General features: G+C 54.3%; 16 protein-coding genes. 7 read left to right on the forward strand and 9 right to left on the reverse strand.

Annotated elements, in window-relative coordinates; genetic code table 11:
* Positions 1-43: 43 nt before the first annotated feature.
* The gene (locus DFT_RS11665; protein ID WP_235506211.1) at positions 44-868 is read right to left on the reverse strand and encodes a radical SAM protein; all 825 of its coding nucleotides are present in this window, start codon (positions 866-868) and stop codon (positions 44-46) included.
* Between DFT_RS11665 and manA the strand changes: the two genes are divergently transcribed.
* Positions 855-2,066 (forward strand): mannose-6-phosphate isomerase, class I, encoded by a 1,212-nt coding sequence (manA, locus tag DFT_RS11670; protein WP_076750703.1) that lies wholly within the window; start codon positions 855-857, stop codon positions 2,064-2,066. The two genes, DFT_RS11665 and manA, sit on opposite strands and share 14 nt — an antisense overlap.
* On the forward strand, positions 2,063-2,650 hold the full coding sequence (locus DFT_RS11675; protein WP_054031365.1) for a VOC family protein: 588 nt from the start codon (positions 2,063-2,065) through the stop codon (positions 2,648-2,650). Before manA ends, DFT_RS11675 begins: the two co-directional genes overlap by 4 nt.
* Before the next feature lie 46 nt (positions 2,651-2,696).
* Here DFT_RS11675 and DFT_RS11680 read toward each other — a convergent pair whose 3' ends face one another.
* From DFT_RS11680 to DFT_RS11690, 3 genes are all read right to left on the reverse strand, one after another.
* Positions 2,697-4,847, reverse strand: coding sequence for an acetate--CoA ligase family protein (locus tag DFT_RS11680; RefSeq protein WP_054031366.1), 2,151 nt, complete (start codon positions 4,845-4,847; stop codon positions 2,697-2,699).
* 6 nt (positions 4,848-4,853) lie between these two features.
* Positions 4,854-5,624, reverse strand: coding sequence for an enoyl-CoA hydratase/isomerase family protein (locus DFT_RS11685; protein WP_054031367.1), 771 nt, complete (start codon positions 5,622-5,624; stop codon positions 4,854-4,856).
* A gap of 180 nt (positions 5,625-5,804) precedes the next feature.
* Positions 5,805-6,041 carry a hypothetical protein gene (locus tag DFT_RS11690; protein WP_054031368.1) on the reverse strand — a complete coding sequence of 79 codons (237 nt, stop codon included), beginning with the start codon at positions 6,039-6,041 and terminating at the stop codon, positions 5,805-5,807.
* Between the two features lie 345 nt (positions 6,042-6,386).
* On the opposite strand from DFT_RS11690, the gene DFT_RS11695 reads away from it, so the two are divergent.
* A complete protein-coding gene (locus DFT_RS11695; RefSeq protein WP_054031369.1) occupies positions 6,387-7,349 on the forward strand; it encodes a diguanylate cyclase in 963 nt (320 codons plus the stop codon).
* A 25-nt stretch (positions 7,350-7,374) separates the two neighbouring features.
* Here the strand turns inward: DFT_RS11695 and DFT_RS11700 are convergent, their stop codons facing one another.
* Positions 7,375-8,256 (reverse strand): adenylate/guanylate cyclase domain-containing protein, encoded by an 882-nt coding sequence (locus DFT_RS11700; RefSeq protein ID WP_054031370.1) that lies wholly within the window; start codon positions 8,254-8,256, stop codon positions 7,375-7,377.
* A gap of 248 nt (positions 8,257-8,504) precedes the next feature.
* Here DFT_RS11700 and DFT_RS11705 point away from each other — a divergent pair, with 248 nt between their 5' ends.
* Positions 8,505-9,140: a hypothetical protein gene (locus tag DFT_RS11705; protein WP_054031371.1), complete on the forward strand. Its 636-nt coding sequence runs from the start codon at positions 8,505-8,507 to the stop codon at positions 9,138-9,140.
* On the opposite strand, the gene DFT_RS11710 is transcribed toward DFT_RS11705, so the two are convergent.
* The gene (locus tag DFT_RS11710; RefSeq protein WP_054031372.1) at positions 9,127-15,600 is read right to left on the reverse strand and encodes a type I polyketide synthase; all 6,474 of its coding nucleotides are present in this window, start codon (positions 15,598-15,600) and stop codon (positions 9,127-9,129) included. The genes DFT_RS11705 and DFT_RS11710 overlap by 14 nt on opposite strands.
* 268 nt (positions 15,601-15,868) lie before the next feature.
* Between DFT_RS11710 and DFT_RS11715 the strand changes: the two genes are divergently transcribed.
* Positions 15,869-16,357 (forward strand): hypothetical protein, encoded by a 489-nt coding sequence (locus tag DFT_RS11715; RefSeq protein WP_235506212.1) that lies wholly within the window; start codon positions 15,869-15,871, stop codon positions 16,355-16,357.
* Here DFT_RS11715 and DFT_RS11720 read toward each other — a convergent pair.
* From DFT_RS11720 to DFT_RS11730, 3 genes are all read right to left on the reverse strand, one after another.
* Entirely contained in the window at positions 16,354-18,000 is a 1,647-nt protein-coding gene (locus DFT_RS11720; protein WP_235506213.1) for a PfaD family polyunsaturated fatty acid/polyketide biosynthesis protein, read from the reverse strand. The two genes, DFT_RS11715 and DFT_RS11720, sit on opposite strands and share 4 nt — an antisense overlap.
* Before the next feature lie 494 nt (positions 18,001-18,494).
* Positions 18,495-19,403 (reverse strand): site-specific tyrosine recombinase XerD, encoded by a 909-nt coding sequence (xerD, locus tag DFT_RS11725; protein ID WP_054031374.1) that lies wholly within the window; start codon positions 19,401-19,403, stop codon positions 18,495-18,497.
* Positions 19,404-19,601: 198 nt separating this feature from the next.
* On the reverse strand, positions 19,602-20,720 hold the full coding sequence (locus tag DFT_RS11730; protein ID WP_076750705.1) for a M24 family metallopeptidase: 1,119 nt from the start codon (positions 20,718-20,720) through the stop codon (positions 19,602-19,604).
* Between the two features lie 247 nt (positions 20,721-20,967).
* On the opposite strand from DFT_RS11730, the gene DFT_RS11735 reads away from it, so the two are divergent.
* Together DFT_RS11735 and elbB are read left to right on the forward strand one after the other, a co-directional pair.
* Positions 20,968-21,351: a thioesterase, FlK family gene (locus DFT_RS11735; RefSeq protein ID WP_054031376.1), complete on the forward strand. Its 384-nt coding sequence runs from the start codon at positions 20,968-20,970 to the stop codon at positions 21,349-21,351.
* A 179-nt stretch (positions 21,352-21,530) separates the two neighbouring features.
* Positions 21,531-22,187 carry an isoprenoid biosynthesis glyoxalase ElbB gene (gene elbB / locus DFT_RS11740; protein WP_054031377.1) on the forward strand — a complete coding sequence of 219 codons (657 nt, stop codon included), beginning with the start codon at positions 21,531-21,533 and terminating at the stop codon, positions 22,185-22,187.
* Positions 22,188-22,242 lie beyond the last annotated feature (55 nt).

Below are 22,242 nucleotides of genomic sequence, written 5' to 3' on the forward strand. Positions count from 1 at the left end.
GCAAAAAATGCTTCCATTCGTGGGCTCATGCGACGGAATAAGGTCACACGCCGCGTTCTATATCCGGCCACAAGTATTTGTGGAGTTGAATCTGCAATCGCGCATCCGTTCCGTGCTTCAGCATCCAATTGGCCAACTGATCCGGGCCGAGCCGTCGGTATGCCGGCGAAAAGAGGATGTTGCCTCTCGGGAAATCTTCGCCCAATCGCTCCATCGCCATACGAGCGAACTCAAAATCGGTCCGATCCGTGATGACAAACTTAACTTGATCGGTTGCTGTAAGATGCGTCAGATTGGACCACAGGTGATGCAAATGCATCCCGCTCGAAGGGCACTTGATGTCCATCACTTTGGTGCAACGCGGATCCAGGCAGGAAACATCGAGACTGCCGTTGGTTTCGATCGAAACGTCATAGCCATTGTCGAGTAGATCGACAATTAAAGCCGGCGTTTCGGCCTGGGTCAGCGGTTCCCCGCCCGTCACGGTGACCCGTCGGCACCCGAATGCGGACGTCCGTTGGACGATGGCGTCGATTTGCATCCAATCACCGTCATCATAGGCATAGCGGGTATCGCAATAACTGCAACGCAAATTGCAGCCGGTCAGGCGTATGAAAATGAATGGAAGGCCCGCGCCGGTGGATTCACCCTGAATGCTGTAAAAAATCTCGTTGATTCGCAAAACCATGCAGTTCACATATTCTGAATAAAATTTGACAATTCCATGCGTTGCGCTAAGGTATAGCATGCTGTTCCGGGCAGGTAAACCGGCTTGTGCAGCGCCCCGTAAATCCCATAGCGGACCCCAAACCCAACACATAAAAGCGACCGACATGTTCAAAGAACCGCTAAAAATGAAAAATGCCATCCAACCCTATGCATGGGGGTCGGTGACCGCCATCGCCGAACTGCTGGGACGGCCCGCGCCTGGCAATGAGCCAGAGGCGGAATTGTGGATGGGGGCCCATCCCAAAGCCCCTTCACAAGTGTGGTATCAAGATCGCTGGCAATATCTGGATGAATTGATACGAAAAGATCCACTGCCCATCCTGGGCCGGATCGCCATCGACCGTTTTGGCCCTCAATTGCCTTTTCTTTTCAAGGTATTGGCCGTGCAGCACCCCTTGTCCATCCAGGCCCATCCCGATAAAGCCACGGCGAAACAGGGGTTTGGCCGCGAGAACCAACTCGGCATCGCCCTGACCGACCCCCGTCGCAATTACCGCGATGTCCAGCACAAACCGGAATGCGTGGTCGCCCTGACGCAATTTACCGCGCTTTGCGGTTTTCGCGATGCAGCGGCCATTCTCGATCTTCTGAACCCGATTTGGCCAAAGCATCGGCAAGACGACCTCGATTCGCTCTATTCGGAAAAAGAAGCAGCCGGCCTGCAGAAATTCTTCAACTACCTGATGACATTGTCAAAAGATCGACAACGAGAACTGGTCGGGGATTTGGTGTCCGCGGCCAAACAACGCCGTTCCACATCCCCGAGTTATCAGTGGATGGTACGGCTCCATACCGCGTACCCGGGCGACATCGGTGTTTTGAGCCCTTGCTATTTGCATCTTGTAACCCTTGAGGCCGGGCAGGCCCTTTTTCTGAAAGCGGGGAAGCTGCACGCCTATCTCAAAGGGGTTGCCATCGAAGTGATGGCCAATTCCGACAATGTGCTTCGAGGCGGACTGACGCCTAAACATGTGGATATCGACGAACTGCTCAATGTCGTCGACTTTACGCCGGAACCCCTGGAGATCCTGACACCGGATCCGATCGGTCCAGCGATCAAGCGTTACCCAGGCTTTGCCGATGAATTCGAACTGGAGACGATGGATATCCGACCTTCAAATCCATACGACAGCGGCCCGCGTGTCGAAGCGCCCGAAATCGTGTTGTGCATCGAAGGCCAAGTCAAGATGCAGTGGGGTGGTAACGGATGCGACACGGCTCTGGCGCGTGGCGAGTCGGTCATCGTGCCTGCCCAGCTCGATCGATACAGGCTGGCGGGAGATGGTAAACTATACAAGGCCGGAATCCATCACCGGCTGTTCGGACAGCAATCATGATCCACTACAATGGTATCAATCATCTGGCTATGGTCACCGGCGATATGACGGCCACGATTCGTTTCTGGCGTGATCTGCTCGAGATGCGCCTGGTTGCGGGCCTTGGGCGTCCCGGATATCGACACTATTTTTTTGAAATATCCCCTTACGATATGATTTCCTTTTTTGAATGGTCCGACGCGCTCCCCATTCCAGAAAGAGATCATGGTGTGCCGGTAAAAGGCCCCGTGGCGTTCGATCATCTATCCATCGGCGTGGACACCGACGATGATCTGTGGACCCTCAAGGAGAGATTGGAGGCCGCCGACATTTGGGTGTCTGAGGTGATCGATCATGGTTTCATCCACTCGATCTATAGTTTCGACCCGAATAACATCCCCATTGAGTTCAGCGCACCGGTGGCATCCGTGAATCTACGCCAAAAACCGCAGATGAGGGACAAAGACCCGCTGCCGGCCGCACGCGAGGGTGCGGATCCCCAAGCCGGGCATTGGTCGGAACAAGCTCAATCTACCCCCCGGGATCAAAGAAGGATGTATCCAGGGGAGGGCACCATATTTGTCGGCCCCCCTCATAAAGCGTAGCCGCTTGCCAGAGCATGAATGTGGACGATCGGTCGATCAGCGGCACCTATTCATCCTTCTGTTGTCCCTTGAGGATGATTCGGGCGTCGACGATCGTGGCGCCTTTCTCGTGCAGAATGATCGGGTTCAGATCCATCTCCTCGATTTCGGGATAAGATTCCACCATATCGGAGACCAGCAGCATCAGGTTCACCAGCGTTTTCTGATCGTATGGGGGCGTACCGCGCACGCCGCGGAGGAGCGGGGCGGACTTGGTATCCTCGATCATGGCTTTGGCGGTAAAACGCGAAATCGGCAGGACCCGGAACGACACATCCTTCAGGATCTCGACCATAATACCGCCCAGACCGTACATGATCACCGGCCCGAATTGTTCGTCGATTTTGGTGCCAATGATGATTTCGATCCCCGTAGCCGCCATGGGCTCGACTAAAACGCCTTTGATTTCGGCGTTGTCATCGAAACGAGCGGCATTTTCCACGAGCCGGGAGAAGGCCTGACGAACCTTGCTTTTGCCTTGGACATTGACGATGACGCCGCCGGCATCGCTTTTGTGCAGGATTTGCGGCGAAACGATCTTCATGGCAACCGGTGCGTCGATCTCGGCTGCCATGGCGGCTGCTTCATCCGCTGTGGTCGCCAAGCGGGCTTCAGCAACCGGTGCGCCGTGCAATTTGAAAAGCCGTTTGGCTTCGTGTTCCAACAGACCCTGTCGCCCCTCGTTGAGAGCGTTTGAAATGATCTTGCGGCCTTCGGGTTTAGCCTTTACACCCGTTTTAAATACGAAATTGGTCTTAGCGTGATAACTTTTCAGATAGTTGCCATATTCGGCCAGAACAGCGATGCATTTACTCGCCACATCGAGTGAATCGTAAACCGGTAGGTTGTAATACCGACAAAGATTCAGTGAATGCGGTTTCTCGGAATTAAACAGGCTATGGATGACGATGGGTTTGTTTCGCTTGGCGGAGATCTTGCCCATCTGGTGCGCGGCATCCTCCTCCTTGAGGGAGAGAGATTCGGCAAACCGTATGCCATATCCCCCAAAAAGACCGACCAGCAGCAATCCACCGACCTGGGGATCGTTGAGAATGATGCGGGCACAATCGGCGAACAGGGAGGGGTCTGAATCGGTGCCGCCGGCTACGTCCACCGGATTGGTCACCGCGGCAGCGGCGGGAAGTATCTTGCGCAGATTTCGCTGGGTTTTTTCCTCCAAGGTGGGGAGCTCGATGCCGAAATCGGTCAAAATATCGGCGGCGATGGTGGCATGACCGCCGCCGTCGGCAAGAATGGCCACCTTGTTGTTGCGAATGGGGGGACAACTGGAGAGGGTTTCAGCGGCAGGGAAGAGTTCGTCCGAATTTTCGATGACGATAATGCCGGCCCGTTTGAATGCTCCCATGGCCACCTCGGACATGCCTGCCAGGGAACCGGTGTGAGAACCGGCCGAACGTTTGCCAGTAACCGAGCGTCCGCTTTTCAACAGAATGATCGGTTTTCCCTGGGTGGTCAGGTAGGCCTGTTGTAGAAAAGCACGCCCCTCGCGCATTCCTTCCACATACATGATAATGGCTCGGGTGTGGGGGTCCTCCCTGAAAAACTCCAGATACTCGTGAAAACGAATATCCGCTTCGTTGCCGACGCCCACATAATAGGAGAGTCCTTTGCGGCTTTTGAGTTTCGCCTCGGTGATGATGCTCAAAGCCATGTTCCCGCTCTGACTCAACAGGGCGATGTCTCCCTTGGGGACATCGCGCATGCCGACCAGGTTCAAATTGTCGACCAGATTCATCATTCCGGACGTGTTGGGGCCGATCAGACGAATGTTATGCCGTCTGGCCACCGCCACCATGGCATTTTCGAGCTGACGGCCTGCGTGACCGGTTTCCCTGAAACCACCGGCAAGAATGACAGCCCCGGCAACCCCTTTTTGCCCGCACTCCTCCAGAATTTTGGGGACCGTGGCGGCCGGTGTCGCAATCAGCGCCACATCCACGGGTTCCTGGATTTCTGAAATATCCTTATAACAATGAATCCCCAGGATGTTGGTCTCTTTGGGGTTGATGGGATAAATTTGTCCTTCGTATTTCTCGTTTAGCAGGGATCGAATTGTTTGATAGCCGCGCTTGGTTTCGAGTTTTGAGGCCCCCACCACGGCCACCGATCGGGGGCGCATGACCTTTTCAAGTCCCATTGTGTATCATTCCTTTTCTTTCCGCTTTTCAAACCGTTCCAGTGCCTCGCCGCGTGAGCTGGAAGAGACACATGCCAGGCAACCTTCCACTTCGAAATCCATCAATCCTTCCAGACTGATTTCCCCCTGGGCCAGATGCAAACCGCGTTTGATCATTTTAAGCGAGAAGGCGGCGTTCTGAGCGATTCGGCCTGCCATTTCATAAGTTTTCTCCATCAATTGATCTGCTGGAACGGCCTTGTTGACCAGTCCGATGCGTTCGGCTTCGCGACCGTCGATGGATTCTGCGGTGAATAATAGCTCTTTTGCTTTTCCCGGCCCTATCAGGTCTTGAATTAAACGGAAAGCACCTCCGGTGATCGATGATGCCACGCGTGCTTCGGGAGAACCGATCGAGGCTGTCTCGGCGGCAATCCGAATATCGCAGGCCAGGGCCAGTTCATAGCCAGAGCCGAGGGCATAGCCATTGATTGCGGCAATCGTGGGCTTGTCGAAGCGAATGATTTGTCTCGACACCTCTTGAAGCGCTTCCAGATAGTCCCGATACTGCTCGATGGTCCGGTTTTTTGAATCTTTAAGATCGGCGCCGGTGGAAAAGGCGCGGCCCTCCCCGGTGATCACCACCACCTTGATGCCACTATCCTGGCGCGCATCGCTTAAAGCGGCTTGCAAATCGAGCCAAAGCTGCTTGTTCATCGCATTGAGCACTTTGGGTCGGTTCAAAATGATGGTGGCGATCCCCTCAGACTTCAGGTAGCGGACGGTTTCAAAATCCACGAGTCTCTCCTTCTTGTCGATGGATTAATTGTGATAAAAACCGTAAAAAGTCCCAGAGGCGTCATGCCGGTGTACGCCGGCATCCAGAACATATTGAAAATACTGGACCCCGGTTTCCGCCGAGATGATGGGAAACGCACAAACCGGACTTTTTACATAGTCGTCAATAATCACAACGCACTAGTTCGAATTTTCAATCGCATAATTATCCAAGTTGCTCACAAAACCATCAAAATCATGTACTTTTAGAAAGCGCGTGACCATTTCGCTGACCTTGTCGGCCGTATCGATGTGGTAAGATCCATTCGCAGCCCTGGGCGCCAGGCGTTTGGCGTTGGCGACAATTGTTTTCAAAGCATAGGAAGAGATTTCAATGTTGACATGAATACGAAGCGTTTCTTTTTCCTGGCTGGGCATGGTCATACTCCTTGATCAATTTGATCAACTGGCTTGATCAATAGACGTGAAGATCGGCAGACGTGAGGATCGGCCTCTGAGCAAAAAAATCATAATTGTCGATGTGTCTGAGCACCACAAGTGACAGCACTCTATCAAGCCGTGAAATTGAGGTCAAGAAGGGGCGGCCGCATAAGGCCAATCATTCGCTGGCGGTATTCTTGAAACAGGTTCGCACATTTGCTACAAGACATGACCGATCCATTTTTCAGGATGACATGTCATCCCAAGCCTAAAGAAAACGGCCGGAAGGCCGAAAAGTCCTTGTGACGCATTGCATTTGCATTTTCATGAAAAGGCACACCGATGGAGACCGCTTTTCCCATACTGGTTGTCGACGACGATGTTGTATCGCGTTCCCTGGTGGAAAGATACCTCAAGAAGTCTGGCTTTGATGTGTCCTGTGCCTCCAACGGCAAAGAGGCGCTTCATCTGCTCAGCAACCAGTTCTACCCGATCGTCGTGACGGATTGGATGATGCCTGAGATGGACGGCCCCGAGCTCTGCCACATGATTCGGGACCAGAAAACCGAAGGATATGTGTACATCCTGATCGTCACCGCCCGTGGCTCAAAGAGCGATATCGTATCCGGGTTGGAAGCCGGCGCCGACGATTACCTGACCAAACCGATTCATTCGGCCGAATTGCTTGCCAGAATCAACACGGGTATCCGTATTCTCAATCTGGAACAATCGCTCAAAAGCGCCAATGAAGAGATCCGGCTGCTTTCGATTACCGATCCGTTGACCGGATGTTTCAACCGGGCTTATCTGAATGAACGATTTCCACAGGAGTTCACTCGAGCCCAGCGCTACAGGCACGCCTTATCCGTGTTGATCGCCGACATCGATCACTTTAAGAAAATCAATGACTCCTATGGCCATCAGGTGGGTGATCTGGTTCTGAAAAGGGTGTCGCGTTGCCTGATGGAGCAGGTCAGGGAAAAAATAGATTGGGTCGTCCGCTATGGTGGTGAGGAGTTTCTCTTCGTACTGCCCGAAACGGATTGTAACGGCATGCGAATCCTGTCCGAGCGACTGCGTCAATCCGTATCACAACTCAGCATCCAACACGAAAACCACACCCTGCATGTCACGGCCAGTTTCGGAGGCGCTTGTAAACCTGTGTGCCCGCCGGGCAATGGAGGTGGTTTCCAGAACATCTCGATTGACCATCTGATCAATAAGGCCGACGCCCAACTCTACCGATCCAAAAGAGGAGGCCGCAATCGTGTCAGTGTCGAGGAGATCTCTTTGGAAAAGGTTTAGCCGGACGATACAGCTTCTTTTCCTCTCAGTCGCCCACCTGCCTGTCGAATATCTGGGTCACCGCTTGTGAAGCAAGGGCCGTTGTAGAAGGCTTGACAGGCCCTTCGAAAACCGACAGATCCTTGATCTGCGAAAAGCATCGAGAGATGAAAATTTTTCGTTGGCTTTCAGATCGCAAAACACCGAATCGAAGTCGCTCGAGATCCTTTTGCGGCAGGCGCTGAACGAACTCTTTCGTGGCCCATATCTGTCCGTCCATGCCGATGTTTGAAAGTTGGCTGGCCACCTCAACCGTTTTTCCGAGTGTCAGGAGGTGGTTTCCGGCCGCCGAAGCCACCGAGGCAATGAATTCGGTCCCGAAATGAATCCCGATATTGAGCGCGATATTGTGCAGCCAACCTTTTCGAATTTTCCACTCCCGCCCCAGATGAGACATCCGTTGCTTCAATTCCAACGCACATCGAATGGCACTCGATGGCGCTTGGGCGCACGCGTCATCGGCCAAAAAGTATCCAAGGAACATCATCGTGCCAAATTGGCCGATAAAGCCGCCGTTTTCATCCAACGTTTCCGAACTGATTTGCCAGACGCGCAGCGCCAGTTCACTGAACTCTTCATCGAGCATCTCGGTGCGCAGGGTTTCGGCGTCATCGAGCGTTGCCGACAAAACACAGACGGCTCTTTTCGCGGGTTCAAGCTGTTGAAGCGCCACCTCCCTTAAATTGCCGGATGAAGAAAATTTTAGAAGCGGTATGGAGGTCACGGCCGCCTGGCCACCATTTTTTTCTTCTGCTGAATCATTCTGTTCTGGGATATAAAAATCTTCACCCGACTCAGATTCGGTCGGCCGGAATTGATCGGCAATGGCATTTAGGGGATGGATCGGGGCGTTGGCACGTTCATTCATGAGTTTCTCCCGAATTCAAGGGCAGTGTGAATTTTGAAAACAGAGCGGGGCAGATCGATTGCTTTTGAAACCCACCGTCTTGATTCAATTGCGTCTCGTAGCGGCAAGCATCAAAAGTGTCGGGAATGGGATCTTTGTAACAGGCCGACTTTGATTGTCAAGGGAAATCCAAGGGGAGGCAAAAACCCATTGAAAAGATGAAATATTTTTTCTATACGAGACAAAATGATTCACAAGGGGTCAAACATATGAACGATTATCAGCAAGAACAGTGGGATGCCTTGCAAATGGCCGTCGAGCAACTGAGCTTGTTGAAAACAGGCGAGCGCCAGGAGTTATTCCAGGAGTTGGTGCCATACCTTGCATTTCGATCAGAAGTGGATCGTTTTCTGGACCTTCACTTCAGTGCCCATTGTACCCGCAGCTGCTATTCCAATCAGCTCAGTGCGTGTTGCAGCAAAGATGGCATCGTCGCTTTCTGGGCAGATATGGTCGTCAATGTGTGCTGTTCGAGCGAAGCGGCGATTGAAAAGATGTTTGAAGCGTTGCGGTCTCCCTTCAATGATCGCAAGTGCACCTATCTGCAGGCCGATGGCTGCTGTTGGCAGGTCAGGCCCCTGATGTGCGCCATGTTCCTCTGCGAACCGGCGCAGGAGAAGGTGTTCACCCATGACGAGTCGTGTAAGATCCAATGGGATACTTTGAGAAGCAGGGCCAAGGCATTCCGATGGCCCACGCGTCCCGTTTTGTTCGATCGGCTGGAAACCTTTTTTTTGGACCGCGGATGCCGGTCGTCCCTGATGTTTATCAACACCAGTCCGGCGCTTTTGCGCATAAAACAGAAAGCCCGTATCAAGGAATCTGGAACCCTCAGGCGGCTTTGACCCCAAAAGCCTTGAACAGATTCTGGTCCATGACCGCTTCGTAGCCGGTCATGCAAGCGATGACCTTTTTTTCCTCATCCAGAAATGTAAAATCGGCCGTCAATTTTCGGTCGGTCGTCCTGACGACTTCCATGACCGCGGTGACCCCCTGTGAGGGGAAACGATCACGATATTGGCGATATGTCGCCGCATAACTCGGCAATGAGACCAATTGCTGATGCTCGTAACACCAGATGATGGCCATTTGAAACGCGCAATCCATTACCAGCGGGTCTGCGATCCAGCGACTGCGCATGGGATCCTGAAGCCACTGTTGCGGTGCCGGGGCGGAACGTACCCTTGCCGTCAATCCCTTGCCCGAAAAATGGATGATTTTTTCAATGCCTCGCAGGGCCTCTCCGTGAAACAGGATATGCTCATAAATCTCGCCGAGGCTTCGCTGGTACGCCGTGGCCTTGAAGTGCCCGTTCTCCTCGAACGAGGGCGGGGCAGGCAAACGATCGGCCAGCAGGGCGGTGGCACTCGAATGAATCTGGCAGGAACCGTTTTGCTGCCCGTCACGCACTTCAACATCCACTGCGTACATCCCATCTTTGCGTTTGGCGGCAGCAGCCATCAACCGGATGCTTCTGCTTTGGTCGTCCAGGACAATGCCTTTGAACAACCTCAGATTGTCGATTCCGTATAAACACAACCCTGGATTGGCGTGCAGTGCGCCATGGGCCAACCACTCGGTCATGAGCGCAAACGGCACGACCGGTCGGCCGTCCAGGCGGTGGGACTCCAGTATGGGATATCGATGAAGGTCGATATCCCGTTTGGCCGCCAGTGACATGCCTTCGTCTCTATTGCAGGTGGCCGCTACATCTTGGCCATCATCCGGCTGTTTCGAGGCCGATGGCAACGGTCCGCCGATGACAATCTCAACCGATGCGTCGAGCGGTTGGCCCATCTCGGCCACCATGGCCCTTGCCCCGGCTTCGACGGGAATCAAAGAAATGCCTGCGCATTCGAATACCCGTTTCAAGGAGGGGGTGACCATGCCACCGTCCCAAGGTCCCCAGTTTATAGCAAGGACCTTGCATCCCGGCCTATGGTGGGCTTGTTGTACCGCGATTTTGTTGAGCGCTTCGTTGGCCATGGCGTAGTCGGCCTGACCGGTGTTGCCCATTCTGGCGCTGATCGATGAAAAGAGCACCAGATATTTGAGTTCATCGTTATCAGTGGCCTCCAACAGTGTATTCAAACCTTTTACTTTTGTGTCATAAACCACTGAGAATTGGTTTAATTTTTTATCTACGATCAGCCGATCTTCGAGGATGCCGGCCCCATGAATGATGGCTTTGATCGGCCCGTGCTCCCTGCGCAGTTTCGACATCACGACACCGACGGCTTTATCGTCACACACATCGACGCTGAAATAGAGCACATCGATTTTAAGACTACGTAAACGCTCGACCGTGGACAGGACTTCCCGGTTGGCCATCCATTGACGATAGATTTTTTCAAGGTCCCGGGGCGCGAGCGCCTTGCCTGCGGTGGAATGGGTCAGGATCGCTTTTTTGATGGCAGACTCTTCGGAAATCCCGTGCAGCCATTCAGGTTCGCGCGTCGGTTGCGGTGATCTTCCCAGCAGAACCAGACGACACGGCGCCTCCATCGCCAGGGCCGTTGCGGCCGCAGCCGTCACACCGCGTGCGCCGCCGCTCACGACAACCACGTCATCGCGATTCAGACTGAGCGTCGTCCCCGAGACGGGTGCTTCGGCAACCATTTGAAGGCCTACCCGACGCCGGGGACCAAGTCCGATTTCGATTCCATCGGCCGGGTCTAGAAAAGCCACCTCTTCGATCACGGCACCTGCGGCCGCACCGACATCATGCCATTGTGGATCGACATCCAAGGCCAAACAACGAATCTCGGGCCATTCGATGGCCGCGGTTTTCACCAAACCGGCCAGGGAACCCTGTTCAGGGTCGGACAATGGCTTTTGAGCGAATCCGAAGGCGCCATCCAGCCGACTGACCGTGCAAAAAAAAGCGTCACAACCTGCCTTCACGGCCTCTTGCAAGGCGGGGTGGCAAATTTGCGCCCATCGGAAGGCGTCGCTCGGTTCCTGCGGGGCCGATAGGACGAGTCCTGCCAGTTTGGTTTCTGGTGTGATTTGCGCATGTTCGGTCAAGCGGAGGACGGACCAACCGGCCGATGTCATGGCCTTCTCCAATGCATCCCCAAACTCGCCTTGCCGAGCTGCCAGTCCGATGGTGAATGGTGCGCCTGATCGAATCGGATGCGCACCACGCGCCTTAGGGGTTGCGGGCAGATCCACCACATCGATCCGATACCGAGGGACGGATTGGGAAGCCTCCTCCTCGACTCGCGACCGGGCGCAGGCCTGCGCCCGGGGCGGGTTCGATGCTGGTTCATCATCAGACAAGGATGATCCCGATGGCGGCGATGCGTCTGCGCAGCAGGTGCCGCACAGATACTCACAGATCTGTCCGAGTGTCTTCAAGGTTCCGACCATATCGGGCGTCACCTTGGGAAGGTTGGGCATCTGATCTTCCATGGCCGAGAGAATTTCGACGCGTTTGATCGAATCGATGCCCAGATCGGATTCGATATCCATATCCAGACCCAACATCTCCTCCGGGTATCCGGTCAAGGCCGCAACGACTTTCAACAGCGCTGTTTGCACTGCACCCTGATCCCCCCCTTTGGGTGTTGCCTGAGGTGGGGCAGCGGGGGTGGAAGATTGGGCCGATGCCTGCAAATTGGACGATTGTGAAACGCCTGATCCCAGGTAGTCACAAATCTGGCCCAAGGTTTTCAAGGTCCCCATCAGGTCAGGCGTTACCCTGGGCAGGTCCGGCATTTGCTCCTCGAGCGCAGACAATATTTCCACCCGTTTGATCGAATCGATCCCCAGATCGGACTCGATGTCCATATCCATGGCCAGCATGTCATCAGGATATCCAGTCAGTTGACTGACGATCGCCACCAACGCTTTTTGGATCGCTTCAAGCTGACCACCGGAATGGCTTTCGGTGGTCAGGGGTTCTTTGACGTCCTCCTGGCGGGATGCCGGCTGCACGGACGCGTCCGGAACCGCCTGGCTTTGGTCGACGATACTGCGGGCCGGGGGGGCAGGGGGAGACAAGCTGATAGCGGGCGCACTCTTGGGCGGCTGCATCGCCGGCATCGTGCCGTCATCGCGGTCGTAGATCCCAGCGGTGAACCCACCCATGCCGGCATCGACCAGTTGCTGTGTGCTGCGCAGCATCTGTTGAAGCGTTCGACTGGCTTCGGCCTGGGCCTCCAGATATTTTTGATGCGTTTCCGATGTCTGGGACTGAAGCGCCTGCATGGAAGCGAGTCCTTTTTGGACGGTGGTCAAGGCGTGATTCAAATACTCTCTTTTTGAAGGATCCATTGTGTTGATCTCGTGCCTGATGTCATTTTGGCGACCGCTGGGCATGTCGATCGCTCGTTGTCGTGAGGGTTCAAGCCGGGTAAGGGAGGGTCCAGGTTGTTCGGGCACCGTTTTGACGGGGTGAGACGAGGTCGCCGGTGCCACCTTTCGATCCGTATGGTCCTGTTTTTCTATTCGTGCCACCGGTGGCCTCGCAGGTCTCGATGCTCTGTAGTTGGCACCGGACAGAGGAATTCGCATGCGCTTGGGCGTTTGTACCGGAAGGGGTTTTTCCCACTTCTGCAACAAAACGGGATACCCCAAGGCGGCCAACCTGGCCAGTGAATGGGCCAGATCGCCAACGCCGGTTGCACGACCTCCTGAACGATCCAGTGCCATTGCGTGGAAAAAACGGCCATTTAAAATTTTCTCGACCAAACGCGTCAAAACGGCCTTGGGCCCTACCTCGACAAACGTACGCACACCATCCGCATAGAGATGCTCAATGTTGGCGATAAAATCCACCGGCAAGGCCAGTTGCTCACCCAGTACTTGTTTGGCCTGGTCGATGGCATCGGGATACGCACCGCCCAGGGAGTTGCTCATGACTTCAATCGAACGGCCCGATCGCCAGTGCACCTGATCCACCATTTTTTGAAAAGGGATCTGGGCGTCGGAAACCAGCTTACTGTGGAACGCCGCGGCCACGGGCAATTTAATTGTTTGATACCCTTTTGTTTTACAAATTTTTTCCGCGGCTTCGATGGCTGCGGCAGGTCCGGAAAGAACCCCTTGTTCAGGACTGTTTCGATTGGCCAGAACAACGCCTTCGGGCAATTCCGCAACGAGGTGATCCAATTCCGCGATGGGGCCGCGAACCGCGAGCATGCAGCCCGGATCCGCATCTTTGCCTTGGATGCCGGCCGCTGCCATAAATCGGCCCCGCGCTTCCGATAGCTGCCACAAGGCCTCTCGATCCAGACGACCGGCGGCGTACAAGGCCACCAACTCGCCATAACTGTGACCACAGGTTCCATCCGGCACGATCCCGAAGGTGTTGAGTGCAGCCAGCATGGCGGTACTGATGGCGCCGATGGCCGGTTGTGCGATATCGGTCCGTCTGAGCAGGTTTTCGGCTTCTGCAGGGTCGTCGAGCAGCTTTGGATAGATCGAATCGGAGAGGCGGATTCTGCCGTTCATGGCCGCCTCGGCCTCTTGAAGGGCCTGTATCGCCTCGGGAAAACAGCAGAGTAGATCTCGGCCCATGCCGACGTACTGGCTGCCTTGTCCCGGAAAAAGAAAGCCCATTTTGCCCGGTGGATCGCCAAAGCCGATAAAAATACCGTCTGCGACGGGCCTCGCGTGATCGTGCCGGGTCGCCAGCTTCTCCATGGCGGCATCGCAGCGCTGCATGACATGCGTGAGGTCGTTTGCAGAATCAAGGACCATCAAGAGGCGGTAAGGATCCTTCGAGTCGAATCTCATCCGGCTTTGGGCCGCCCATGGGCCCACGTTGTTCTCTTCACTGCTTTGGGCCACATTGGCGCGCCACTCTTCGACCATTTGGGCCAGCGATTCCTCGCTTTGTGCAGAAAATGCGGCGATTTCGACACTCCCGTCCCAGGAGGGTTCCTTTTTATCGGGGTCGAACTCTTCGAGAATCGTGTGGAAATTACTGCCTCCAAAACCAAAGGCGCTGATGCCGGCGCGACGCACACCGTCTTTTCCTGGAATCCAGGGCTTCAGGTCCTGATTGATGTAAAACGGGCTATTGGCGACATCCAGATTGGGATCCGGCGGATCTGCTTTCAAGGTCGGAATCAATACCTTGTGATAGAGGCAAAAGGCCGCTTTGATCAAACCTGCGGTCCCGGCTGCCGCTTTGGTGTGACCGATATTGGACTTCACCGAACCGAGGGCGCATCGGTCGCCTTTGGATGCGACCGAACCGAATACATCGCAAAGGGCTTTGAACTCGACCTGGTCGCCGACGCGCGTGCCCGTGCCATGGGCTTCGACCAGCCCGATATGGTCCGGGGTGATGCCTGCGCTCTGAAAAGCCCGCCTGAGGGCCGCGACTTGCCCACTCTGACGCGGTGCGTAGATGCTTTGGGATTTGCCGTCGCTGGCCGTCCCCAAGCCTTTGATAACGGCGTAGATACGGTCGCCGTCACGTCGGGCGTCATCCAATCGCTTCAATACCAGCATACCGACGCCTTCACCCAGGACCGTGCCATCGGCATGTTTTGAAAAAGGCCGTATATTCCCGCTCTTGGAAAGAATTTGAGTTCTGGAAAAGCACATATGCATAAATGCGTCGTTGATGGTATCCACGCCGCCCGTGATCGCCATATCCGACCGGCCGGTGACAAGTTCCATCAGCGCCAGGTGAATGGCGCTCATGGAGCTGGCGCAGGCCGCGTCCACTACACAGTTTGTGCCTCCCAAATCCAACCGATTGGCGATACGACCGGCCACCACATTGCCCAAAAGACCGGGAAATGAACTTTCCTGCCAGGAGACGTAGCCCTCTGCAATTCTTTGAATAACATCATCCGCCGTCGTTTCGGTCACGCCGGCGTCGGTCAGGGCGCGCCGCCAAAGCGGGTGGCCAAGTCTGGCGCCCAAAGGAATGACCAGCTCCTGCGTGCCGGTAACGCCGAGAATAACGCTTGTTCGTTCGCGATCGAAAGTGCGTCCGTTGTTTATGCCGTATCCTGCGTCATCGAGGGCTTGCTTGGCTACGACGAGCCCTAAAAGCTGAGAGGTGTCGGTCGCCTCGAGAGCCGTGGGCGGGATTCCAAATTCGGAAGGGTCAAAATCGACCAGCGGCAGATAACCACCACGATTGCAGTAGATGTGATCCGGTTTCTTGGGATCGGAATCAAAATAATCATTTAGATAACGGTGGGTTTCGGGAGGATCGGTGATGGCATCCACACCTCGCATCAACAATCTCAGGAAAGACTTTTGATTGGCTGATTTTGCAAACATGCAACCGATCCCGATGATGGCCACCGGAACCTGAAACGGGTCATTGTTTTTCATATCGAATCAAACCACTGAATAAAAAGTTGGCTGCCTGGTCGGACAAACATCCGAACTCGGCACAAATTAAAAACCAGCCATCGCAACCGATTGCCGGAGCACAAAGCCGTCAATGTCATGCAAAAACTATACATAATCCATCGGTCGTTAATTTGCAACACTTGACGATCGATTCATAAGTTGTTAATCAGATACAACAACCAAACAACCTGGAGTTCAAATGATTTATTATAATAGTAGGTACTTGTCCAGTAAGTTGCAGATTAATTTGGCAAGATGGAAACGGTGGGCAAGGGAATTTTTACCGCCGGATCCACTAGGCGGCATTCAATCCGGGGTAACGCGTCAATTCAATGCCAAAGAAGCTTTCAAGGTGTATTTGGCCGGACATCTGGTGGGCGCACTAAAGCTGACCATTCCGGATGCCGCTAAAATCCTTAATGATTTGAAGCCCTGGCTTAAATCGCAGGGTTTTTTTCAGATCCATGCACGCCCCACTTTGAATGGCGCCAGAAATATGCCGCAACATTTTCTATTCATTCATCCAGAAAACGAACAACAATTCAGCTATTGCATTCGAACCGTGATCCAGACTGAAACCGTTGAAAATGACATATCGGTCAAACGAACCACCTTTTCGGAAACCCATATGGGACCGTCGAAGTCCAACGGAGATGAGGGTCACCCCGTTTATGGTCACGTGATTGCGGTCACCCGGCTCTACACTGATTTTCTAAATAAAATCGAAGTGGTTTAGCAAGACGTCCGGCGTTGGATCTCCGCCGGTTCCATGGGTCGGAATACAGCCGCCTGGGATGGGACGATGATTCCCTGACTGCGCAACCAATTGCATCGCATGAGACCGGCCGCGCCGTAAAGCAGATTCATGCCGATGGTGGCAACATGACGGTTTTGGGGCGGCTCGAGAATGGACCCCTTGGCCCACGCGTTGAACGCTCCCATGGCAGGCCCGCACCAGATTTGATAGTCGATTTTGCGCGCCGGATCACCGCTTTTGGCCCATAACGACGCCCTGCCCAGGTAGGATCGAAACACCAGGGCCATTTTGTGTTTCGGATCACGTTCCGCACGGTCGATTTGCACTCTGTCGCGCTGTTCGAAAAATTGACGCGTCTGCCCCCAGGCCTCTTCAAAAGAGGCTTGAAGAAAATCTTTCTCGACGGTGGCGCGAACGGTGTCGGGGATCTGTTCGTAGCGGTCGTAGGTGCGATATAGCTCGTAGAGGCGCGCCGCCCGCATGGCAAACATCGTCCCCCGTTTGAGCACCTGCACTTTCACCCCCATTTCGAACATATCGGCGGAAGGCGCCATGATGACGTCGGCCTGCTGGGCCTGGGCGAGCATCTCGCGTACCGCATCGGAGGTGTCCGCTTCCACGCATGCCTGATTGATGGATCCGGTCAACACATACGCCGCACCCATGGCAAAAGCCGCGGCGGCGGAATCCGGCGTCGCGATGCCACCGCCTAAACCGACCCTCAGTGGCGATGGGAACCGGTACCGTTGCATGGCCTCATCCCTCAGGGCCATAAACGTGGGTAACATGGTCAGGGCTGGGCGGTTATCCGTATGTCCGCCCGAGTCCGCTTCGGCGGTCAAGTCCTGGGCCAGAGGGATACGCTCGGCCAGGAGCGCTTCCCGCTCGGTGATCCTGCCTTGCTCGACAAGCGTTTTTAGAAATTTTTCGGGTGGTGGTGCAAAAAATTTGCTTGCTACCTCGATGCGCGACACCTTAGCGACGATATGGTTGGGACAAACAATATGGCCGTCTTGCGCCTGGTGAATGCCTTTGATGCGATAATACACCAGGGAAAGGGTCAACCCCAGGTAGGCCGAAGCGCTGACCAGACGGATCTTTTTACGCAGGTACAGGTTGACGACCGCCTCTTCCAGTTGGGGATCGTTGGGACTATGGATCAGGTTGAAGCCGAATGGAACGCCATCCCTTCCGGAGGTGAGACGATCGATGGCAGATTCGATTTGTCCGAGGGAAAGCCCGCCTGCACCGAAAAAACCGATCATACCAGCTTCGCCTGCCGCCCGGACCATCTCCACGGAGGTAATGCCGTTGGCCATGGCGCCGATCACATAGGCATATCGGATGCTTAGATCCCGTTTAAAAAGAGGATCCCCAAGGTTCATCGGTTGGACAGGCGGCGCAAAACCCAACAGCGGCCTTCCTTGAAGCACGATGTCAGGAGCCGATCCCCATATCATCGTACCGTTATGGGTCACGGCAGATGCGTCGGATGGCCCGACGACAAAAACAGGACGGCCGACGTTGGCCACAGCCTCTTTGAATGCCGTTACACCGGTGCGAAGCTCCTTGTCATTTCCGATCCAGCGGGCCGACGAAGCGCTTGAGGCAGATTTTTCCACGATCGAGATCCTTTGTGTCACTTTTTTCCAAGGTCGTTGCCGTTTTCGGTACCAAAACCAGCCGCAGCAAGAGAAAGTATTGAACCATTGCCCCAAGGTGCGGTGGCACCCCTTTGAATGGCGCTTTTTAAACATTATGAAGAGGACTGTCAAACGGGATATCTTTAGGTCTGGGATTCCCACTGAATGCGATTCATTAAACCCGGCGTGGGTGGAGCAGGTGGCCGATGCCACGCGCCAAGCGGTCAAGTGCCGCTAAGAATGCACGGCGGGCGGCCCAGAAACTCGCTGCGCTCAAACAGTCTGGGCCGCTTGTCCGCCGTTTGCATTCTAGCGGCACTAAGACCGCAGGCGCACGTGGCCCTGGTCACCTGTTCCACCCACGCCTGTCATGCCCGTTACGATTCGAAGCTTAATATTAAAATATTATTGGGACACGAGCTATTCAGGGTGAATCACGTTCAGTTAAAATTGCTTCCTTTGGGTCTTAAGGTTCATCCCCGTGGATGGTAATGCCGATGAATCTCGATCAGTCGCTGCTGGGCCACGTGAGTATAAATCTGCGTTGTGCCGATATCCACATGACCGAGCATCATCTGCACCGCACGCAAATCGGCGCCGCCTTCAAGTAAATGACTTGCAAAAGAGTGACGCAAACTGTGAGGCGTGACGCGTTTGGTGATACCGACTTGAAGGGCGTAACGCCGGAGCAGTTTCCAGAAACCCTGACGGGTCATGGGCTTGCCGGCCCTGGCGACAAAGAGAAAACGGCTGCTCATGTTTTTGAGCAGCAAGGGGCGCCCATGGTCCAAATAGTCTTGAAGACACGTAATGGCTTTGCCGCCAATCGGTACGATTCGTTCCTTGCTGCCCTTGCCCAGGACGCGCACGAATCCAGCTTCCAGATTGACGGACCCCACGGGCAAGTCGATGAGTTCGGACACGCGCAGGCCGGCGGCATAAATCATCTCCAACATGGCTGCATCACGCAGTCCCAAGGGTTTTTCACGATCCGGCGCCGCGATGAGGTCGGTGACCTCTTCCTGACTGAGCACGTCGGGCAATTTGAGGCCGCTCTTGGGCAGCTCGACCATTTTGGCAATGTTTTCGGCTAAAAGGCCATTTTGGGTCAAAAATTGGAAAAATCCACGAATGGTAACGAGATGCCGTGCACGTGTCCGCGCACCGCGGCCAGTTTTCCTGAGATCGATGACGTATTTCAAGATAGCGGTCGGATCCGCATCTTCGAGGTGCTCAATGTTTTCTGATTTGAGAAATTTCAGAAAAGAGGCCAGGTCCGCACTGTAGGCCTCGATGGTTTTGGCCGCCAAACCCTTCTCGACAATCAGGTGATTGATGTATTGATCGACCCATCGGTCAAATAAGGGCTCAATTGGCTGCATAAATCGATATTGACCTCTTTAAATCACAATGCCTTTAACTGGCGCGGATCTTACGGGCGGGCGTAAAGCCCGCCCCTACGATATTTGATTGGTGATACAGTTTCTTGCCATACACGGGCGCGTAGGGGACGGAGTTTATCCCCGCCCGTGTGAAAACCTGAACGCCTCGAGATAACGACACTGCGGCCAATATAACAATTAAATCCGGTCGATTTGATAGGTCGTGCTCAACCGGCTCAACACATCGGCACCGTCGGCGGTGACCGCCACTTGATTCTCGATGCGCACACCGCCCCATTCGGGAAGATAAATGCCAGGCTCCACGGTGACGATCATGCCGCTACGCAAAACAGACTCTCTCAGCGGGCTCAAACGCGGCGCTTCGTGAACGGCCAATCCAGTGCCGTGGCCCAATCCATGACCAAATTTGCCTTCGAATCCCTTGGCATGAATATGATTTCGGGCAACGGCATCGACCGCCTTGGTGCTGGCCCCCTCCTTGATCGCCGCTATGGCCTTTTGTTGCGCTTCCAGAACAGTGTGAAATACGGTGAGAAAGGTGTCATCCGGCTTTCCAAGTATCAGCGTGCGCGAGGAATCCGAGCAGTAACCATTCAACCTGGCCCCCCAGTCGAACAGGATCGGCTCACCGGACTGGATGGGACGATCGGTGGGAATGGCGTGGGGCAGGGCGCTGTTGGGTCCGGCCGCCAAGATGACAGGGAAAGAGAGGCTTTGGGCGCCGGCGTGTCGCATGCCAGATTCCATGGCCCAGGCCACCGCCTTTTCACTCATGCCCGGCTTCAGTTTCTTGGCCACATGACGAAAAACATCTTCAGCCAGCAACAAAGCTTTTCGGGTCTTTTCGATTTCGTCTCCGGACTTGATCTCGCGTAGGGCCTCCACAAAAGTCTCCAATGGGATCAGGTCCAGCTGGTTTGCGGCTTTCTCCAATTCTTTTTTTATATTCAGGTGCTGCTGGACCGACACGCGATTGCTTTCGAACCCGAGGCGTTTGATGCCCAACGTTTGAGAAATTTTTGCAAGCTCTTTGGCCAACCCGTTCGGATAGATCAGAATCTCGTACGCCGGTGCTTCATGGTTTGCCTGAATCTGAAAGCGGGAATCGGTCAGCAGGACCTGGGACCTATTGGTGATCAACAAGCCACCGGCGGATTCGTCAAATTGGTGGTCCTCTCCGGTGAACCCACTGAGATAACGACGGTTTTCCTCTACCAGGACGAGCAATCCATCGAGCCCCTGTTCATGCATCCGCCTGCGGATTTCTGCCAGGCGATGCTGAATAAGATCTGTCATTTCCATATTTCTCCAGTTGCTCCTGTTATGGATCTTGTGCGATGAATGTTTCGTTTGAGATCTATTTGACTTCTTAAAAGGCCTTTGCCTATAATTGCGGCTGACCATTTCGAGCGCTCTTTTATCACGGAATATATTGGTTTTCCATTAAATTCAAATCGTTTTCTCGAATATTGCCGTCTCAGCCTCAGGTTTTGGGACCATCGTCCAGCATTGCCTTTAAAGAAAACCGGAAAGGATGCAAATGATGGATATCATCACCCACCAAGCCATTGACCCTGGTCTTTGCGGGCACCCCCTCGATGTGAAGGAGGGCTACAGTCGGGTGCGTCTCGAAACCCTGTCGTCCATGGCGGCCGATAAAACCGGGTTGGTCCACGGCGGTTTTATTTTCGGGTTGGCTGATTATGCCGCCATGATCGCCGTCAACCATCCCAATGTCGTCCTGGGTGCAGCGGATGTCAAGTTCCTGAAGCCGGTTCGCGTCGGGGAACAGGTGGTTGCCACCGCACGGGTCGAAGAGATCCAAGGGAAAAAACATTGGGTGGCGGTATCTGTTTCATCGGGTGAAGAGACGCTGTTCCAAGGCATGTTTACGTGCTTTGTGCTCGATAAGCACGTCCTGGCATGATCAGTGTCCATCCACAAATGACTAATTGGCCCGATATCGGCGTTGAGCGAAAAATTTAATCTTCGGAATATCGACCATATGCCTGCGGTTAAATTTTTCGCGCGCCTTGATCTCGACCCAATTTGCCTATTTGTGGACGGGCACTTGTTAAAATCAGTCTTTGAAAAAGGAGTTTGCCCATGGCCAAAAAAATAGGTGTGCTCTTGTCCGGATGTGGGGTTTTCGATGGATCTGAAATTCACGAAGCCGTTTTGACGCTGCTCTTTCTGGATCAAGCCGGCGCAGAGATCGTTTGTATGGCGCCCGACAGCGGCCAAATGCACGTGATCGATCACACCGATCAGTCGGTCGCCGACCAGCAAAGAAATGTTCTGGTGGAGTCCGCGCGAATCGCCCGGGGAAATATCGTGGACCTTGCAACGGTTCGGGCAGATCAGATCGACGGCTTGATCCTGCCGGGCGGATTCGGCGCGGCCAAAAATTTAAGCGATTTCGCTGTGAAAGGTCCGAACGCCTCCGTACATCCACAGGTTCAAAGAATTCTCGATGAAATGGTGGCTGCGCAAAAACCAATCGGCGCCCTGTGCATTGCACCGGCAACGGTTGCGCGCGCGCTGGGGCGTCTCAAACCCGAAGTCACCATCGGTTCGGATGTCGGCACGGCCGCCGCGATTGAAACCATGGGCGCGAAGCACATGAATTGCCAGGTCGATCAGATTCATGTGGACCAGAAACATAAAATTGTCACCACACCGGCCTACATGCTGGGACCGGGCATCAAAGATATTGCCGTGGGCATTGAAAAACTCGTTAAAAAAGTCGTTGAATGGGCCTGATCCTTATGGCCGGTGGCGTTGCTTTGAAACGGTCGACAAGGCAATAGGGTGCCGG

Origin of the sequence: Desulfatitalea tepidiphila, from assembly GCF_001293685.1 — a bacterium.
GTDB lineage: Bacteria > Desulfobacterota > Desulfobacteria > Desulfobacterales > Desulfosarcinaceae > Desulfatitalea > Desulfatitalea tepidiphila.

Excerpts from the sequence above, each read along its gene's own strand:
- DFT_RS11665 (WP_235506211.1), bottom strand. The coding sequence starts at position 868 with ATGGCATTTTTCATTTTTAGCGGTTCTTTGAACATGTCGGTCGCTTTT.
- DFT_RS11680 (WP_054031366.1), bottom strand. The coding sequence starts at position 4,847 with ATGGGACTTGAAAAGGTCATGCGCCCCCGATCGGTGGCCGTGGTGGGG.
- DFT_RS11695 (WP_054031369.1), top strand. The coding sequence starts at position 6,387 with ATGGAGACCGCTTTTCCCATACTGGTTGTCGACGACGATGTTGTATCG.
- DFT_RS11675 (WP_054031365.1), top strand. The coding sequence starts at position 2,063 with ATGATCCACTACAATGGTATCAATCATCTGGCTATGGTCACCGGCGAT.
- elbB (WP_054031377.1), top strand. The coding sequence starts at position 21,531 with ATGGCCAAAAAAATAGGTGTGCTCTTGTCCGGATGTGGGGTTTTCGAT.
- DFT_RS11690 (WP_054031368.1), bottom strand. The coding sequence starts at position 6,041 with ATGCCCAGCCAGGAAAAAGAAACGCTTCGTATTCATGTCAACATTGAA.
- xerD (WP_054031374.1), bottom strand. The coding sequence starts at position 19,403 with ATGCAGCCAATTGAGCCCTTATTTGACCGATGGGTCGATCAATACATC.
- DFT_RS11730 (WP_076750705.1), bottom strand. The coding sequence starts at position 20,720 with ATGACAGATCTTATTCAGCATCGCCTGGCAGAAATCCGCAGGCGGATG.
- DFT_RS11705 (WP_054031371.1), top strand. The coding sequence starts at position 8,505 with ATGAACGATTATCAGCAAGAACAGTGGGATGCCTTGCAAATGGCCGTC.
- DFT_RS11710 (WP_054031372.1), bottom strand. The coding sequence starts at position 15,600 with ATGAAAAACAATGACCCGTTTCAGGTTCCGGTGGCCATCATCGGGATC.
- DFT_RS11700 (WP_054031370.1), bottom strand. The coding sequence starts at position 8,256 with ATGAATGAACGTGCCAACGCCCCGATCCATCCCCTAAATGCCATTGCC.
- manA (WP_076750703.1), top strand. The coding sequence starts at position 855 with ATGAAAAATGCCATCCAACCCTATGCATGGGGGTCGGTGACCGCCATC.
- DFT_RS11735 (WP_054031376.1), top strand. The coding sequence starts at position 20,968 with ATGGATATCATCACCCACCAAGCCATTGACCCTGGTCTTTGCGGGCAC.